Origin of the sequence: Mesorhizobium sp. M6A.T.Cr.TU.016.01.1.1, assembly GCF_003952585.1 — a bacterium.
In the GTDB taxonomy this organism is placed as follows: domain Bacteria; phylum Pseudomonadota; class Alphaproteobacteria; order Rhizobiales; family Rhizobiaceae; genus Mesorhizobium; species Mesorhizobium mediterraneum.
Genome location: NZ_CP034452.1, coordinates 5,135,936 through 5,151,639, shown reverse-complemented (window position 1 = coordinate 5,151,639; position 15,704 = coordinate 5,135,936). Strand labels below are relative to the sequence as shown.

The following is a 15,704-nucleotide window of genomic DNA, read 5'->3' as shown; positions in this document are numbered from 1 at the left end:
AGCAGGCTCAGATTTTCAACTCACGCTTGACCTCGTTGAAAAGGCGCCAATCGGTGCCGTTCGCGATGATCTCGTTTGGGCTCGACTTGACAATCCCGGCTTCATGCAGCCGCAGCGAGAAGAACCTGATAGTGTCCTCGGGATCGAACTCGCGCCAATTAGAGTAGGGGAGCTCGCGGAGCGCCTGCACGGCGTAGTCGTATTGTTCGGTGCGTCCGCCATCCACCAGGAGGCGTGCCACCCGTTCCGGTTCAGCCGCGCAGATGTCGGCCGATTTGATGATGGCTCGGATAACGCGCTTGGTGGCAGCTGGATTTTTCTCGGCATAGGCGGCGTTGACCGCCAGCATGCAGCAGTAATATTGCGACCACGGCCGGTCCTTGGAACTGTCGAGGATGACGTGGCCGACTTTGCGGGCGCGGAGGTCTTGAGCCTCAGGCGGAAAAGCCAGGAAGGCGTCGACCTTGCCCTCGGCGAAGAGCTCCGCCGGCTTTGTCTCGCCGACGACCCATTCGATGTCGCGTTGCGGATCGAGGCCGACATAGGCCGCCATGGCACTGACGAAGATATGCGGATCCGACGATAGATTGCCGCCGACGCCGACTTTGCGGCCCTTGAGATCCGCGATGCTCTTGATGTCCTCGTGTCCAAACAATTCGTAGCAGCCGACATGCACTCCGGAGATCACCTTGATCGGGGCGCCAGTGTCGACCGGAATGATTAGGGCCGTGGCAAAGTCGATGCCGAAGTCGATGTCGCCGCGCGCCAGCATCTCGGTCTGGGCGATACCGGCGTCAGCGGCCACGAAGCCGAAATCCGAGAACCCCTCTGCGCGGATCAGATCCTCGGCGACGTACTGCGGAGCGATGCAGATACCGGGCGCCGCCGCAAAGCGGGCGATCGTGGTTTCAGGTGCCGCTTCGGCGCCGGCCGCGTTGCGGCCCTTTGCAACACCCGCGGCTGCGAGCGCGCACAGGCCTGTAAGGAAAAGGCGACGGTTCTGGACAATCTGCACGAGTCTCTCCTCCCTTGAAAAAGGCACCGCGTGTCGGCGATAGGTCTACGTCTTCAGCTCACGCTTGAGCTCGTCGGCCATGCCAGCATTGCGAGCTCTCGGCCACATACTTGCCTGTTGCTCACATCTTCAGCTCTCGCTTCAGTTCGTTGAGGAACCGCCAATCGGTACCGTCTGCGATGATCTTCTGGGGGCTCGACCTGATCATGCCGGCCTCTTGAAGCCGCAGTGCATAAAACCGGATCGTGTCTTCCGGATCGTATTCACGCCATTTGTTGTAAGGCACGTCAGTCATCGTCTGCAGGGCGTAGTCATAGTTGGCCGTGAATCCGTCATCGACGATCTGTCGCGCGACACGCTGTGGCTCAGAGACACAAAGGTCCGCCGCTTTCAGAATGGCGCGGAGGACGCGCTTGGTCGCGATCGGGTTGTTCTGAACGAAGTCGGCGTTGCCGGCCAGCATGCAGCAAAAGTATTGCGACCAGGGACGATCGACGGCGCTGTTAACGATGACGTGACCGATTTTGCGGTCGCGCAACTGCTGCGGGTCGGGTGGAAGGCCAAGGAATGCATCGATTTTGCCCTCAACAAAGAGCTCCTTTGGCTTGATGGATGGACTGGCAACCCAGTTGATGTCCCTCACAGGGTCAAGCCCGACATAAGTGGCCATACTTGCCAAGAACAGGTGGGGCCCTGATCCTATACTTGGCACGCCTACGGTCCTGCCCTTCAGGTCTGTGATGCGGTGGATACCTTCGCTCCCGAAGAGCTCGAAGCATCCCGTGTGCACGCCGGCAACCACCGTGATCGGTATTCCAAGATCCATCGGCACGATGAGATTTCCCGCGTAGTTCAGGCTAAAATCCACCTCGCCTGCTGCAATACTCTTCGTCGTTGCGTCACCTAGCTCAACTGCAACATAGCGAACTTCGGTAAAGCCCTCTGCTTGCAGCAACTCCATGGCGGCGTACTGTGGCGCCATGCAGATGGCAGGGAGTTTTGCGAGCCGGACCGTGGTCGTTTCCGGCGGCGGCTCTGCGGCAAGCGATTGCTGGACCCCAACGAGGCTCGCGGCGCCGGCTGCCGAAAGGCCGGCCAAGAAGCGACGGCGGCTCTGGATGACTTGCATAGCCTCTCCTTCCCTCGATAGGGCGCACGGCGTGGTGGCGATTGCCTACGTCTTCAACTCCTGCTTTAGTTGATCGAGAAAGCGCCAATCCGTTCCGGTGGCGATTATCTCTTGCGGGCTCGACTTGATCATGCCCGTTTCGTGCATGCGCAGCGCGTAGAAGCGCATCGAGGCTTCGGCATCGAAATCCCGCCATCTGTCGTACCGGATGTCGCCAAGCGTTTGCAGCGCGAGTTCGTAGCTGGGGACGAAACCTCGATCGACCATCTGCCCTGCAGTCCATGACGGATCTGAGACACAGAGGTCGGCGCCCTTGAGGATGGACCGCAGGACGCGCTTTGTCGCCGCCGGATATCTGTCTATATAATCCGCAGTCGCGGAAATCATGCAGCAGAAGTGCTGCGACCACGGCGGGTCGGTGGTCGAGTTGAGGATCGTGTGGCCTACTTTCCTGGAGCGAAGTTCCTGCGTGCGGGGCGGTTGGCCGAGCACTGCATCGTACTTTCCTTCGATGAAGCCTTCCGCAAAATTGTGCTCTTCGATGACCCATTCGATGTCGTTGACGGGATCGAGCCCAACATAGGCGGCCATCAGAGAAACCAACACGTATTGCGGCGAATCAAGCATAAAGACCCCAACCCGCTTTCCCCGCAGATCCGAGATGCCCTTGACGCTGTCGTTGGCGATCAGTTCGAGGCAGCCGGAGTGCAGTCCGCTTAGTACCCTGATCGGCACGCCTGCATCGATCGACGCCAGATGAATCGGCACGTAGTTCACACTGAAATCCGTCTCGCCGTTTGCAATCCACGCCGAATGATCAACCTTCTTGTCACCTTGCACATAGCGGACATCGGTGAACCCCTCGGCGCGCAGCATCTCTCCGGCGAGGTACAGGCCCGCCCAGCAATAGGCGCCGCCGATGTACCGCGGCAGGCGGACCGAGGTGGTCTCCGGCAGCGGCTCAGCCCAGCCTTGTGTCGAGGTGCCGATAAGGCCCGCGGCGCCGGCTGACGCAGCGCCGGCTAGGAAACGGCGGCGGTTCTGGATGATCTGCATGTCCACGTCTCCCCTTGAGACAAATGGGATCAGGTTTTCAGCTCTCGCTTCAACTCGTTGAGGAACCGCCAGTCCGTTCCCTCGGCGATGATCCATTGCGGGCTCGATTTGATCATGCCCGTCTCTTGCATGCGCAGTGTGTAGAACCGCAGGGAGTCTTCAGGGTCGAATTCCCGCCAGCGGTCGTACCGGATATCCTTCAGCGTTTGCAGCGCGTAGTCATACGACGGGACGAAATCGCGATCGACCATCTGCCGGGCCACCCACTGCGGATCCGACGCGCAGAGGTCGGCGGCCTTGAGGATGGATCGCAAGACCCGCTTGGTCGCCACCGGATGCCTGTTCACATAGTCCGTCGTCGCGGAGATCATGCAGCAGAAATACTGTGACCATGGGCGGTCGACGGCATTGTTGAGGATCGTGTGGCCGATCTTCTTGGCGCGCAGCTCCTGCGGCTGGGGCGGTGTGCCGAGGAATGCGTCGATCTTTCCTTGGGCGAAGAGTTCCGTCGGCTTGACGTCTTCAGTCAGGACCCACTGGATATCGTTCACGGGATCGAGCCCGACATACGCGGACATGAGGGTCAGCCACACGTGTCGCGAATTATTGAAACCATCCACGCCCACCCTCTTGCCCCGCAGATCCGTGACGCTGCGGATGCTCTCCTTGGCGATCAGTTCGAGGCATCCCGAGTGCAACCCGGTTAGCACCTTGATCGGCACGCCAGCGTCGATCGACGCGATCTGATTCGGCGGAAAGTTCACGGAAAAATCGGTCTCACCACGTGCGATCCATTCCGATTGGTCGACGCTTCTGTCGGCTTCTACGTAGCGAACGTCGGTGAAACCCTCTGCGCGCATCAGTTCTCCGGCGATGTACGCGCCTGCCCAGCAGTAGGAACCACCAACCCACCGCGGCAGACGAACCGTCGTTGTTTCCAGCGGCGGCTCCGCGCGGAGTGACTCCGGAAGGCCGACGATACCGGCAGCGCCCGCCATTGCAGCGCCGGCCAGGAATCGGCGGCGGGTTTGCATGATCTGCATCCGAACGGTCCTCTTCCGAATCGCAAACGACAATTCTGGCCGGAACCGAGCAAAAGAGGTTTCGGCGGAGGCAGATGGTCTCGTGGGCGCGACGAGTGGTTGTGGATTCTAGCGTGCCCAGTCCGCTGCGGGAGTCTTGCGCTCTCAGTCGACGGCTCATTTATTAGCAACCGACGATATGCCACGATACGCCCAATTTGCGTTGGCTGCGAGCGCAAAACTTACTCGCGCCAAACGTCACGCCAGCGCCTCGCTGTCAGGGAGACCGTTTGCGCGGTTGCGAATGCCACTTCTAGTTTACTTGCGACCGTTCCGAATGATCGACACAAAAGTCTGCTTCGGGTCAGATTGAGAAACTAAAGCTGGCTTACAGACATCCGCTATCGTCATCCTGAGGTCTCGGAGCCGCCATCCCGCTGTCGGCCCAGAGGCGACATTTCGCGATCAGCTTGGCAAGGACAGCTTCTGGCGCGACGGCGCTGTTCCGGGAGACGGAGCGAAGGTAAAGTTCCACCCTTAGCGGCAGTTGGTTTAAGGTACCCAGCGCTAGATTTTGATACTCAGCCACGCATCGATACGGAGCTTCCATCCCTCGATCATGTGCGCGAACGCGTCCTCCGTCAGTTCGGAAAGATACGATGCTCCTGCCGTATTCAAGGCAGTGAACGTGTAGGCTATCGACGCCTCCGTGCCTCCGTCCGTGGTCGGACTGCAGGCCACTTCGACAAATCCGAAACGCGAATCCGGCGTCACCCGGACATAGCGGACACGATGCGCCACGGGTTCCCAGTCCGTGCAGGCCCAGAGCGTGGTCTCATCACCGTGGGCGGTCCGGAAGACCATGCCCTGGCGCGTCTCCCCGTCTTGCGGATGCAGAAACTCCGGGTTCCAGCCGTCCACCCACAGCGTCTCTCCAATCGGCGTGAACAGAGGAAAGACGCGGTCGACCGGCCCCGAAAGCACGATGCTGTGGCTGCGCTCAAGATGGTTCGTCATCCGCCCTCCCCGCCCGTTTCCGCCAGGCGGTGGCTATCCGCTGCGCCAAGCTCGAGCCCGTAGATGCGCTTCAATTGGCCGATTGTTTCCTGGGTCGCCGGGGAAAACGGCGCCTGGCCTTCGAAAGCATGCAGCACGATGCCCTCGATCAGGTCACCCAGGCTCATGTCGCGATGCTCGGCCAAGGCCTTGAGTACCTTCACCAATCGTTTTTCCAGGCGCACCCCGGTCTGCACGCGTTCTATGGTCATAATGTTCCGTACCATGGTACATAGGTACACGCAATGACCAGAGATGGGATGGTTGCGGCATATCGCCGGGAGGGGTGCCGGCGACCCCTATTGCCCTGGCGGAACAGCCACCCCATCTGCGCCCGGCGTATCAGGCCTTTTCCTGCCCGGAAAAACCGATTAGACAGCGCCCAAACACATGCGGACAGATTCCGCCCGCAATCGAAGGAAAAGCCCTTGTCCACCACGTTCGCCAAAGTCGCCAAGATCATCGCCGACACCAGTGAGATCGATATCGACACGATTACCCCTGAAAGCCACACTATCGACGACCTCGGCATCGACAGCCTCGACTTCCTCGACATCGTCTTTGCCATCGACAAGGAATTCGGCATCAAGGTGCCGCTGGAAAAGTGGACGCAAGAGGTCAATGACGGCAAGGCCTCGACCGACGATTACTTCGTCATGAAGAACCTGTGCGCCAAGATCGACGCCCTGGTCGCGGCCAAGAACGCCTAAAATAGTTCGTCTTCAAGCCTGACCCACAATAGCCGCCCATGAGCCCTCACCACGTCGTCATATCAGGCATCGGCCTTGTCTCTTCGCTGGGAGAAGGTCCGGATGCGCATTGGCGCAAACTTGCCCAGCCGGGCCTGGAACCTATGCTCGAAGCCGCGCGCTTCTCGCCCTACACCGTCCACCCGCTGCCGGAGATCGACTGGAACCTGCAGATCGCCAAGCGCGGCGACCAGCGGCAGATGGAAACCTGGCAGAGGCTCGGCACCTACGCCGCCGGAATGGCGCTGGACGATGCCGGCATCAAGGGCAATGACGAACTCTGCACGACCATGGACATGGTGGTGGCTGCCGGCGGCGGCGAGCGCGACGAGGCGGTCGACGCCGATATTCTCGCCGCTTCGGAAAGCCGCAACGACCGCGACGTGCTGCTCAACGAGAAACTGACCACCGAATTGCGGCCGACGCTCTTTCTGGCGCAGCTTTCCAACCTGCTCGCCGGCAACATCTCGATCGTCCACAAGGTGACGGGATCGTCGCGCACCTTCATGGGCGAGGAAGGTGCAGGCGTCGCCGCCGTCGAGACAGCCGCCGCGCGCATCCGCTCCGGGCAATCGACGCACATACTGGTCGGCGGCGCCTTCCAGACCGAACACTCCGACATGCTGCTCGGCTATGAACTGGCCGGCTACCTGCATCGCGGCCCCTGGAGACCGGTCTGGCAGAGGCAAGGCGCCGAAGGCGGCGGCGTCGTGACCGGATCCGGCGGCGCGTTTCTCGTCCTGGAACAGCGCGAGCACGCGATCAGCCGCGGGCGAAAGATCTATGCCGAACTCGGCCCGGTCGTATCCGGGCGCGCCAAACGCCGACAGGGTGAGCTCGATGGCGAGATTGCCGCGCTGCTCAGTCAGGCAGCATTGCCGAACGGCGAGTTGCTGACGATTTCAGGCGCTTCGGGTGCCCATGCCGCAACTGCCGCCGAGAAATCGGCGCTCGGCGCAAATCCGGCGATTGCCGCACGCGGCTTTTCGACGCTGACCGGCCACATGAAGGAAGCGCAATTTCCCTTCGCGGTGGCGCTGGCGGCATTGGCTGTCGAGCGCAAGGCCGCCTACCCGGCCTTTGACGCCGCCACCGAGAAGCCGTTCAACGGCGTCCCCAGGAGCGTCCTTGCAACGGCAATCGGCTATCACCAATTCGAGGGCTTGGCGTTGGTCAACGCCGCCGATTAAAGGTCCAGGACAAGTCATGGCCAATTTGAACGACCACATGGGCAGGCCGATCGTCGCCGTCACCGGTATCGGCGTGGTGACGTCGCTGGGCGTCGGCAAGGCCGACAATTGGGCGGCGCTCACAGCAGGCAAGTCCGGCATCCATCCGATCACCCGCTTTCCGGTCGACCATCTGAACACCCGCATCTCCGGCATGGTCGATTTCCTGCCGTCGAGCTCCAAGGGCGCCAGTCTCCTCACCTATGAATTGGCCGAGACCGCCGCGCAGGAAGCCGTGGCCGAAGCCGGCCTTAATTCGGGCGATTTCGGCGGGCCGCTTTTCCTCGCCTCGCCGCCGGTCGAACTCGACTGGAGCGAGCGCTTTTCGCTCTACAATTCCGACAAGGACGACATCGGCGCCGAGAGGCTGCTTCGCGTGGCGCGCGGCTTGAAGGAACTTGATGTTTTCGAGACCACCCAGTTCGGTTCGATCGCCGACCGGCTCGCCGACCGTTTTGGGACGCGCGGCCTGCCGATCACGCTGTCGACGGCCTGCGCCTCGGGCGCCACCTCGATCCAGCTCGGCGTCGAGGCGATCCGCCGCGGCGAATGCGACAGGGCGCTGTCGATCGGCGCCGACGGATCCGCGACCGCCGAGGCGCTGATCCGTTTCTCGCTGCTTTCCGCGCTCTCCACCCATAACGACATCCCCGAAAAGGCGTCCAAGCCGTTCTCCAAGGACCGGGACGGTTTTGTCCTCGCTGAGGGTTCTGGCGCGCTGGTATTGGAATCGCTGGAGGCCGCACTGGCTCGCGGCGCGACCATTCTCGGCATCCTGCGCGGCTGCGGCGAGAAGGCCGACGATTTCCATCGCACCCGCTCGAAGCCGGACGGTTCGCCGGCGATCGCTGCGGTTCGCGCTGCCCTCGCCGATGCCGGCCTGAGCGAAGACGAGATCGATTATGTCAACGCCCATGGCACCTCGACGCCGGAAAACGACAAGATGGAGCATCTGTCGCTGTCGACCGTGTTCGGCGAGCGGATCGGCTCGATGCCGATCTCGTCGAACAAGTCGATGATCGGCCACACGCTGTCGGCGGCCGGCGCCGTCGAGGCCGCGTTTTCGCTGATGACCATGCGCGAAAGCGTCATTCCGCCGACCATCAATTACGACAATCCCGATCCGGCGATCGTGCTCGACGTGGTGCCGAACATGAAGCGCAACGCCGAGGTCGGCACGGTGCTGTCGAACTCCTTCGGCTTCGGCGGCCAGAACACCTGCCTTGTCATGGCGCGGGAACCGGTCTAATGCATGTCGCCCAAAAGTGCGATGCGGTTTTGGGACAACGACATGCATAAAAACAAGGACTTAAAACGCGCGACGCGTTTTTAAGTCGCGCTTTCCGCTCAACAGAACCGACAGGCCTAATGCGCGCATTGCAACTTATCGAGGACCGCCGCCTTGAAACGGTGGACCTGCCGCCCCCGCCGCAGCCTGCGCTAGGTGAAGTGACGCTGCGCATCAAGGCCGTGGCGCTCAACCATATCGACGTCTGGGGCTGGCGCGGCATGGCCTTTGCCAAGCGCAAGCTGCCGCTGGTCGTCGGCGCCGAAGCGTCCGGCGAGGTCGAGGCAGTCGGTCCCGGCGTCTCCAGCCTTGTGCCCGGACAGCTAGTGTCGATCTATGGCGCGCGCACCTGCGGGCTTTGCCGCGCCTGCCGCGAAGGCCGCGACAATCTCTGTGAGCATGTTTCGGGCGTTCACGGCTTCCATCTCGACGGCTTTGCGCAAGAAAAGATAAACCTCCCGGCGCGCCTGCTGGTCCCTGCCCCGCCAGGCGTGACGGATATCGGCGCGGCCGTCGCGCCCGTCACCTTCGGCACGGTCGAGCACATGCTGTTCGACAATGCCCGGCTGCAGCCCGGCGAAACGATCCTCATCCATGCCGGCGGCTCGGGCATCGGCTCCGCCGCGATCCAGCTGGCGAAGAAAATGGGCTGCACCGTGATCACCACGGTCGGCTCGAACGACAAGATCGACAAGGCGAAGGCACTTGGCGCCGACCATGTCATCAACTATCGCGAGGACCGTTTCGAAGGCGTCGTGCGCAAGCTGACGAAGAAGAAGGGCGTCGACGTCGTGTTCGAGCATGTCGGCGCCGACACTTTTGCCGCCTCGATGCTGTGCCTGAAGCGCGGCGGTCGCCTGGTGACCTGCGGCTCGACCTCGGGCGTGTCGACGCAGATCAATCTGATGCAATTGTTCCAGCAGCAGCTGAAGCTGCTCGGCTCCTTCGGCTGCCGCATGGAAAACATGGCCGACGCCATGCAGAAAATGGCGGCGGGGCTGGTTTCTCCGGTTATCGACACCGAAGTCGGCTTCGGCGACATCGAGGCCGCGCTGAAGCGCATGGAAGGCCGCGACGTGTTCGGCAAGATCATCCTGCGCGTCGGTTAGACCATGATGTTGCTGTCTAAAAACATCATGGTCTAGGAATGGTCGGCAACGCCTTCAAGAAGCTCCGCAGGGACTTGGCGTTCCGCCATGGCAGACGGCTGCGCCAATTCAACTATTGGCTGCTTGCGCGTGCCGCCATGACGATGATTTGGGTGCTGCGCCTGCTGCCGGTCGACAGCGCGCTCAATTTCGCCGACCGCGTCGCCCGCCGCATTGGTCCGTGGGTCGGGCGCCACAACGTCGCCATCGCCAATCTGCGCAAGGCCTATCCCCAGAAGAGCGACAGCGAGATCCAGGCCATCGCTTCCGACATGTGGGGCAACATGGCGCGCCTCGCTGCCGAGTACATCTTTCTCGACGCTCTGTTCGACTACGATCCCGCCGCGACGAAGCCGGGCCGCGTCGAGGTCCGCGGCGTCGATCATTTCGTCGAGATCGCCGGCGAGCAAAAACCGCATATCATCTTCACCGGGCATCTCGGCAATTTCGAGCTGCTTCCGGTGGCGGCAGCCACTTTCGGCATGAACATCACGGCGCTGTTTCGCCCGCCCAACAACCCTTACCTTGCCGACTACATCCTCTCGACGCGCCGCTCGACCATGGGATCGCTTCTGCCCTCCTCGACCGGCGCTTCCTTCGCGCTTGCCGCCATCCTGGAGAAAGGCGGCAATATCGGTGTGCTGGTCGACCAGAAATTCTCGGGCGGGCTCGAAACGACCTTCTTCGGCCGCCCATGCGAGAGCAACCGGGTTCTGGGCACTCTGGCGCGGCACTATGACTGCGATGTCTATCCGGCGCGCTGCGTGCGCCTGCCGGGCAACCGCTTCCGGCTCGAGATCGAGGACAAGCTGACCTTGCCGCGCTCTGCCGGCGGCAGTGTCGACGTCCATGGCACCACCCAGCTGCTCAACGACGTGGTCGAGCGTTGGGTGCGCGAGGATCCCGGCCAGTGGATGTGGTTCCACAAAAGGTGGGAAATCAGCGGCCGGCGCCGAAAGCGTCAACAGGCGAGACAGCGCGGCAAAGCCGCCTGAGCGGAAGCCGCAACATTGCTTTGTGACGGCAGTTATGCTATAGATTTTGGTATGGTGCTGATTTGCGCCACCGACCCGCCCGGCTCCCGAGGCGGGTTTTTTTGCGGCGTTCCTGATCGGTCAAAGCTTTGCCTCATCGGCCGTAAGTGCGTGCTCTCGCGTGCCGGAGACGATGATCTCCAGGACCTCATGCTCGTCGGTGTTTTTGATGTAGCGATCGCCGACGTTCTCGCCGCGCTTCAGCACCATCACGCGATCGCCCACAGCGAAGATGTCAACGAGGCGGTGGGAGATGATGATCTGGGCAACGCCCTGCTTTTTCAGTTCCAGCATGGTCTCGAGCAGCCGCTCGGTCGCCATCACCGAGAGATTGGCGGTCGGCTCGTCGAGGATCACCACGCGCGGCTGGAAGGAGATAGCGCGGGCAATCGCCACAGATTGCTGGCGGCCGCCCGACAGGCTCTCGACCTTTTGATAGACGGAGTTCACGTCGACCTTGAGCCGCTTCAGCACACTGTCGGCTTCCGCGTACATTTTCCGCCGATTGACGAAAAGGCCCTTGAGCGGCCAACGGCCAAGAAAGATATTCTGACCGACATCCATATTCCCGCAAAGAGCGAAGTCCTGGTAGATCATCTCGATGCCGGCGTCGCGGCTTTCGTGCGGGCTCTTGAAGTGCACCGGCTGCCCGGCGACGAAGATCTCGCCGGCGTCGCGCTGGTAGGCGCCGGTCAGGATCTTCATCAGCGTCGACTTGCCGGCCGAGTTGTCGCCGACGAGGCCCAGTATCTCGCCGGGATAGAGCACGAGGTCGACGTTGCGGAGCGCCTGCACCGCACCGAAGGCTTTTTCGATGCCCCGCATTTCTACGATCGGTGCAGGCCTAGTCGGGTCACGCATGGGTGGTCTCCGCCGTTCTTGTGCGCCGCGCGAGGCGCGCCCGCAGGCGGCCGAAGATGTTGGCCTGGCGCACCCAGATGTCGATCAGCACCGCCACGATCAGGATGCCGCCGATGAAGACGTTGATCCAGTGCTGCGGCATGGCGAAGCCCTGGACGTTGAGCTGCAGCAGCGCCCGGATCAGGGTGATCACTGCCGCCCCGGCGAGCGCCCCGATCACGGTGCCGTAGCCGCCGAAGATCGAACCGCCGCCGATGATCACCGAGGCGATGGCGTCGAGCTCGCGGAACTGGCCGGCCACCGGGTTGAAGCTGCGGAAGTAGGCGACGTTGATGATCCCGGCCATTGTCGCGCAGAGCGCCGCCAGCATGAGCGCGAGGAACCGCACCCGGTTGGTGTTGATCCCGGCATAAGCGGCGGCGCGAATGTTGCCGCCGGTCGCATAGACCTTCTGCCCGAACGGCATGTAGGCGAGCACGACGCCGGCAATGAGGGCGACGAACAGCATCCAGATGGTCTGGACGCTCACCACCTCGGCGACCGAGCGCAGGAGTCCGTCCGGCAGCGAGATGCGGTAGTGCAGCAGGATGTCGTTCACCTTGCGGCCAAGCAGGTTGTAGCCCTCGGGCCAGCCGGTGAGCTGCTGCCCGGCGACGAACCAGGCGGCGAGGCCGCGGGCGATGTAGAACATGCCGAGCGTGGCGATGAAGGCCGGCAGCTTGAAGCCGACGGTGACGATCGCGTTGACGAGGCCGGCGCACATGCCCGCGAGCAGGCCCATCGCCACGGCGGTCACGGGGTCGGCGCCGAGGACCTTGAGAAAATAGGCGGCGGTGCTGCCGGCGAGGGCAAGCACCGCCCCGACGGAGAGGTCGATATCGCCGGCGGCGATGACGTAGGTGAGCCCGATGGTGATCAGCGCAAGCTCGGTGTAGTTGAGCAGGATCGCGAAGCTATTGGACAGGTTCCACCAGTAGTCCGGCCGGAGCGCGAGGCCGGTCAGCCACAGGAGCACGGCCAGGATGACGGCGAGCGCGTCGCGCCGGGCGAGGAACTTGCCGAACCCGGTGGCCGACAGCGCCATGTCGGTCGCCATCGCGCCCTTGGTCTGCACCCCCTCGATCGCGATGCTGCCGATCTCGTAGGCCGGTGGCGGCGGCCGGCCGCGGAGCCAGGCCCAGAGGCGCCCTGCCACCTGGCGCCGGATCAGATAGGGCTCGATGAGCACCGCGACGATGAGCAGCAGCCCGAGGAACACCGGCACCGCGCCGACCGGCAGCGAGAAGACGGCGTTGACCGTGATCTCCTCGTCGCCGATCTTGATGATGCGCGTGATCGGCCAGCCCTCGCGCAACACCTTGTCGAGCAGCACCACCAGCAGCGCGCCAAGGCAGGATCCGGCGACCCGGCCGCGGCCACCGAGGATCGAGGCGCCGCCGATGATCACGGCGGCAATGACGATTAGCTCACCGCTGACGCCATACAGGGGCGTCACGCCTTTGTCCTGGGCTGCCGACAGCAGGCCGGCAAGCGCCGCGCAGAGCGAGGAGATCAGGTAGGCTCGGATGCGCACCCAGTTGGTCGGGATGCCGGCATAGGACGCCGCCTGCTCGTTGCCGCCGGTGGCGAAGGTCTCGTAGCCCCAGCGCGTCTTGGCGAGCACATAGGCGCCGATCACGGCGACAACGACGAAGATCACGATCTGGTTGTTGAAGCCGAGGAGGTTGGTCTCGCCGAGGTGAAAAAAACCCGGATAGCCGGTCGCCTTGGCGGGATAGTAGATCGCCTGGCCGTGGGTCAGCGCCAGCACGAAGCCGCGGCCGATGAAGAGGATAGTCAGCGTGGCGATGAACGCCGGCACCTTCAGGATGGTGACGAGCACGCCGTTGACCAGCCCGATCAGCGTGCCGAGCAGCAGGCAGAGGATCACCGACGTGACGACGCCGAGATCAAGAAAGCTCGGCGCGAACAGCCTGGCGAAGACGACGGCGACGAGGCCGTAGGTGGAGCCGACCGAAAGATCGAGGTCCTTGTTGACGATGACGAAGGTCACGCCGACTGCGATGATGGCAACGCGCGAGGTGTCGCGGAGCAGCGAGTGAAACGCCCCCGTTGACCCGAAGAACGCGGGATTGACGAGAGCGCCGCCGAGATAGAGCAGCAAAAGCAAGGCAACGAGCCCCACCTCCCAGCCGCCGACAATCTGGGACGGCGCACGGCCGAGCGATGTGGTCGCGGTAAACGCCATGGTCTCTTCTGGTCGATTTCCCTGCTGCCGCATTGCGGGAGAGCTTGCGCCCTCCCGCAGTGATTTCAGACGTTCCGAGCGGACTCAGTTCTCGAAGCGCTTGCCGACGTCCTCGACGGTCTCTTTCGTCACCAGTTGGGCGCGTGTGTCGAGGTTGGCCGCCGCGATGCCGCGATCGATCTCCAGATAGAGCTGCATGACCGGCCAGAAGCCCTGCAAGAAAGGCTGCTGCCCGAGCGCGCCGGTCAGATCGCCGCTCTTCATCGCATCCTGCTGGGCCGGGCCGAGGTCGAAACCGTAGGCGCAGATCTTGCCGGTCATTCCGGTCTGAGCAACGGCCTTGGCAAGCGCCGGCGTGAACACGTTGTTGCCGGCGAACGCGCCAACGACGTCGCCGCGCGATTCGAACAGCGTCACGATGCCGTTCACCGGGTCGTTCGGATTGGTGTCGATACCGGTGTTCTCCGGACCCGCGTCGACCTTGAAGGCATCAAGCTTGCCGGCATCCTGCAAGCCCTTGACGATGGCGTTGAAAGCCGAAGTGACGCGATTGTTCACCTCGATGTTGCCCATTGCGGTCGACGACGGCAGGACGATCGAACCCTTCTCGATACCCTTGTCCGCGAGGCACTTGACGAGCGCCTCGCCGGCGATTGCTGCAGCCGAGGCGTCCTGGCCGGTGTGGCCGATGCTGCTGCGGTTGAGGATCGTGCCGTCAAAGGAATTGGTCGTGGCGATCGGTATGCCCTTCGCCTCTGCGGCCTTGACGATGTCGTTATAGGCGCCGACCTGGGGCGTTGTCATGATCAGCCCGTCGATCGTCGGGTCCTGCACGATCTGGTTCAGGATTTCGATCTCGCGGGCAGGGTCGTCGGTCGGCGATTCCGAGCCGAGCAGCAGGACCTTGGCGCCGATCAGATTGCCGGCGACGGTGGCGCCGACGTAGACCGGATCGAAGAAGCCATTGCCGGCAGTGTGTGTCACGATAGCGAAAGTGAGGTGGCCATCGGCCGAATGGAAGTCCTTGGTACCGGGGGCCTCCTTTGCGGCTTCTTCGAAACTGTAGCCGCCGACCGCCTTATCGACACCGCCCGATTGTGCGTAGGCGTTCGATACGCCGAGCGATAACGCCGCGGCACACGCCGCGAGCGAGAAAATACGTTTCATGATTATCCTCCCTTGCAACCAACGGTCGGAAGCCGTTCAGGCGCATTTATTCAGGAGATTCCGAATGCTTCCTCCCACCCCGTATATTCTGCCCAAAGCTTGCCCGCGTAAATAGGCTCCCACTTTCCCCGACGAATTGGTTCAGCGCGGAAAGCAGGCGTCGCTTCACAAGAAGCGCCCTCTCTGAGTTCTTGTAGGGCCGCGAGCGTGCAGCCAGTTAGTTGGTCACGACGATCCGTGTGTTGCGGAAGCCGGCTTGCCGCACCATCGAATAGAAGGCGGCGGCATTGGAGGGATGCAGCCGCACGCAGCCATGCGACGCCGGGCGCCCGAGAGACTTCACCGCTCCCGTGCCATGGATGGCATAGCCGCCGCGGTAGAATACCGAATGAGGCATCGGCGACATGTCGTATTTGCGCGAATACCACATCCGTGCCGTTCGTTGCGGCCGGTAGGTGCCGCGCGGCGTGATATAACCTTGGCGCGCCGTGGATACGCGCCATCGGTAAACCGCCTGACCGTATCTTACAGTCATCGTCTGCGATGACACGTCGATCCTTGCAACCAGCTTGGCTGCCCAGCCCTCGACCGAAGAACCGAACAGCATCGTTACCAGTAACGCTGCCATGAGAACGGTCTTTTTCATGCGATCAAACCCCTTTGATTGCCCTTGCCTGCCTGCTTTCATGCTATTCTTCTTCT

General features: G+C 62.5%; 15 protein-coding genes. 5 read left to right on the top strand and 10 right to left on the bottom strand.

The window, feature by feature from the left end:
* Nucleotides 1-7 precede the first annotated feature (7 nt).
* The 6 genes from EJ075_RS25025 to EJ075_RS25000 form a co-directional block, all read right to left on the bottom strand.
* A complete protein-coding gene (locus tag EJ075_RS25025; protein WP_164547180.1) occupies nt 8-1,015 on the bottom strand; it encodes an ABC transporter substrate-binding protein in 1,008 nt (335 codons plus the stop codon).
* A gap of 121 nt (nt 1,016-1,136) precedes the next feature.
* A complete protein-coding gene (locus EJ075_RS25020; RefSeq protein WP_126106149.1) occupies nt 1,137-2,144 on the bottom strand; it encodes an ABC transporter substrate-binding protein in 1,008 nt (335 codons plus the stop codon).
* A gap of 45 nt (nt 2,145-2,189) precedes the next feature.
* On the bottom strand, nt 2,190-3,200 hold the full coding sequence (locus EJ075_RS25015) for an ABC transporter substrate-binding protein (RefSeq protein WP_126106148.1): 1,011 nt from the start codon (nt 3,198-3,200) through the stop codon (nt 2,190-2,192).
* Nucleotides 3,201-3,229: 29 nt separating this feature from the next.
* Nucleotides 3,230-4,243, bottom strand: coding sequence for an ABC transporter substrate-binding protein (locus EJ075_RS25010; RefSeq protein ID WP_126106147.1), 1,014 nt, complete (start codon nt 4,241-4,243; stop codon nt 3,230-3,232).
* A 546-nt stretch (nt 4,244-4,789) separates the two neighbouring features.
* On the bottom strand, nt 4,790-5,239 hold the full coding sequence (locus EJ075_RS25005) for an SRPBCC family protein (protein WP_126106146.1): 450 nt from the start codon (nt 5,237-5,239) through the stop codon (nt 4,790-4,792).
* Complete coding sequence (locus EJ075_RS25000) at nt 5,236-5,490, bottom strand: hypothetical protein (RefSeq protein ID WP_126106145.1); 255 nt, start codon at nt 5,488-5,490, stop codon at nt 5,236-5,238. The genes EJ075_RS25005 and EJ075_RS25000 overlap by 4 nt, the downstream gene beginning before the upstream one ends.
* A gap of 216 nt (nt 5,491-5,706) precedes the next feature.
* Here EJ075_RS25000 and EJ075_RS24995 point away from each other — a divergent pair, with 216 nt between their 5' ends.
* The 5 genes from EJ075_RS24995 to EJ075_RS24975 all read left to right on the top strand — a co-directional run bounded on the left by EJ075_RS24995 (nt 5,707) and on the right by EJ075_RS24975 (nt 10,687).
* The gene (locus EJ075_RS24995) at nt 5,707-5,988 is read left to right on the top strand and encodes an acyl carrier protein (RefSeq protein WP_095486660.1); all 282 of its coding nucleotides are present in this window, start codon (nt 5,707-5,709) and stop codon (nt 5,986-5,988) included.
* A gap of 38 nt (nt 5,989-6,026) precedes the next feature.
* Nucleotides 6,027-7,217 carry a beta-ketoacyl-ACP synthase gene (locus tag EJ075_RS24990; RefSeq protein WP_126106144.1) on the top strand — a complete coding sequence of 397 codons (1,191 nt, stop codon included), beginning with the start codon at nt 6,027-6,029 and terminating at the stop codon, nt 7,215-7,217.
* Between the two features lie 16 nt (nt 7,218-7,233).
* Nucleotides 7,234-8,505, top strand: coding sequence for a beta-ketoacyl-ACP synthase (locus EJ075_RS24985; RefSeq protein WP_126106143.1), 1,272 nt, complete (start codon nt 7,234-7,236; stop codon nt 8,503-8,505).
* A 119-nt stretch (nt 8,506-8,624) separates the two neighbouring features.
* On the top strand, nt 8,625-9,653 hold the full coding sequence (locus EJ075_RS24980; RefSeq protein ID WP_126106142.1) for a zinc-binding dehydrogenase: 1,029 nt from the start codon (nt 8,625-8,627) through the stop codon (nt 9,651-9,653).
* Between the two features lie 38 nt (nt 9,654-9,691).
* Nucleotides 9,692-10,687 (top strand): lipid A biosynthesis lauroyl acyltransferase, encoded by a 996-nt coding sequence (locus EJ075_RS24975; RefSeq protein ID WP_126106141.1) that lies wholly within the window; start codon nt 9,692-9,694, stop codon nt 10,685-10,687.
* A gap of 120 nt (nt 10,688-10,807) precedes the next feature.
* Here EJ075_RS24975 and EJ075_RS24970 read toward each other — a convergent pair whose 3' ends face one another.
* From EJ075_RS24970 to EJ075_RS24955, 4 genes are all read right to left on the bottom strand, one after another.
* Nucleotides 10,808-11,587 (bottom strand): ATP-binding cassette domain-containing protein, encoded by a 780-nt coding sequence (locus EJ075_RS24970; protein ID WP_126106140.1) that lies wholly within the window; start codon nt 11,585-11,587, stop codon nt 10,808-10,810.
* On the bottom strand, nt 11,580-13,835 hold the full coding sequence (locus EJ075_RS24965) for an ABC transporter permease (protein ID WP_126106139.1): 2,256 nt from the start codon (nt 13,833-13,835) through the stop codon (nt 11,580-11,582). The genes EJ075_RS24970 and EJ075_RS24965 overlap by 8 nt, the downstream gene beginning before the upstream one ends.
* A gap of 84 nt (nt 13,836-13,919) precedes the next feature.
* Entirely contained in the window at nt 13,920-15,002 is a 1,083-nt protein-coding gene (locus EJ075_RS24960) for a substrate-binding domain-containing protein (protein WP_095486666.1), read from the bottom strand.
* 217 nt (nt 15,003-15,219) lie between these two features.
* Complete coding sequence (locus tag EJ075_RS24955) at nt 15,220-15,648, bottom strand: L,D-transpeptidase (RefSeq protein WP_126106138.1); 429 nt, start codon at nt 15,646-15,648, stop codon at nt 15,220-15,222.
* Nucleotides 15,649-15,704: the final 56 nt, after the last annotated feature.

Bases quoted from the DNA above. Each gene is read 5' to 3' on its own strand.
- EJ075_RS25020 (WP_126106149.1), bottom strand. From the start codon at position 2,144: ATGCAAGTCATCCAGAGCCGCCGTCGCTTCTTGGCCGGCCTTTCGGCA.
- EJ075_RS25015 (WP_126106148.1), bottom strand. From the start codon at position 3,200: ATGCAGATCATCCAGAACCGCCGCCGTTTCCTAGCCGGCGCTGCGTCA.
- EJ075_RS25010 (WP_126106147.1), bottom strand. From the start codon at position 4,243: ATGCAGATCATGCAAACCCGCCGCCGATTCCTGGCCGGCGCTGCAATG.
- EJ075_RS25005 (WP_126106146.1), bottom strand. From the start codon at position 5,239: ATGACGAACCATCTTGAGCGCAGCCACAGCATCGTGCTTTCGGGGCCG.
- EJ075_RS25000 (WP_126106145.1), bottom strand. From the start codon at position 5,490: ATGACCATAGAACGCGTGCAGACCGGGGTGCGCCTGGAAAAACGATTG.
- EJ075_RS24990 (WP_126106144.1), top strand. From the start codon at position 6,027: ATGAGCCCTCACCACGTCGTCATATCAGGCATCGGCCTTGTCTCTTCG.
- EJ075_RS24985 (WP_126106143.1), top strand. From the start codon at position 7,234: ATGGCCAATTTGAACGACCACATGGGCAGGCCGATCGTCGCCGTCACC.
- EJ075_RS24980 (WP_126106142.1), top strand. From the start codon at position 8,625: ATGCGCGCATTGCAACTTATCGAGGACCGCCGCCTTGAAACGGTGGAC.
- EJ075_RS24975 (WP_126106141.1), top strand. From the start codon at position 9,692: ATGGTCGGCAACGCCTTCAAGAAGCTCCGCAGGGACTTGGCGTTCCGC.
- EJ075_RS24970 (WP_126106140.1), bottom strand. From the start codon at position 11,587: ATGCGTGACCCGACTAGGCCTGCACCGATCGTAGAAATGCGGGGCATC.
- EJ075_RS24965 (WP_126106139.1), bottom strand. From the start codon at position 13,835: ATGGCGTTTACCGCGACCACATCGCTCGGCCGTGCGCCGTCCCAGATT.
- EJ075_RS24960 (WP_095486666.1), bottom strand. From the start codon at position 15,002: ATGAAACGTATTTTCTCGCTCGCGGCGTGTGCCGCGGCGTTATCGCTC.
- EJ075_RS24955 (WP_126106138.1), bottom strand. From the start codon at position 15,648: ATGAAAAAGACCGTTCTCATGGCAGCGTTACTGGTAACGATGCTGTTC.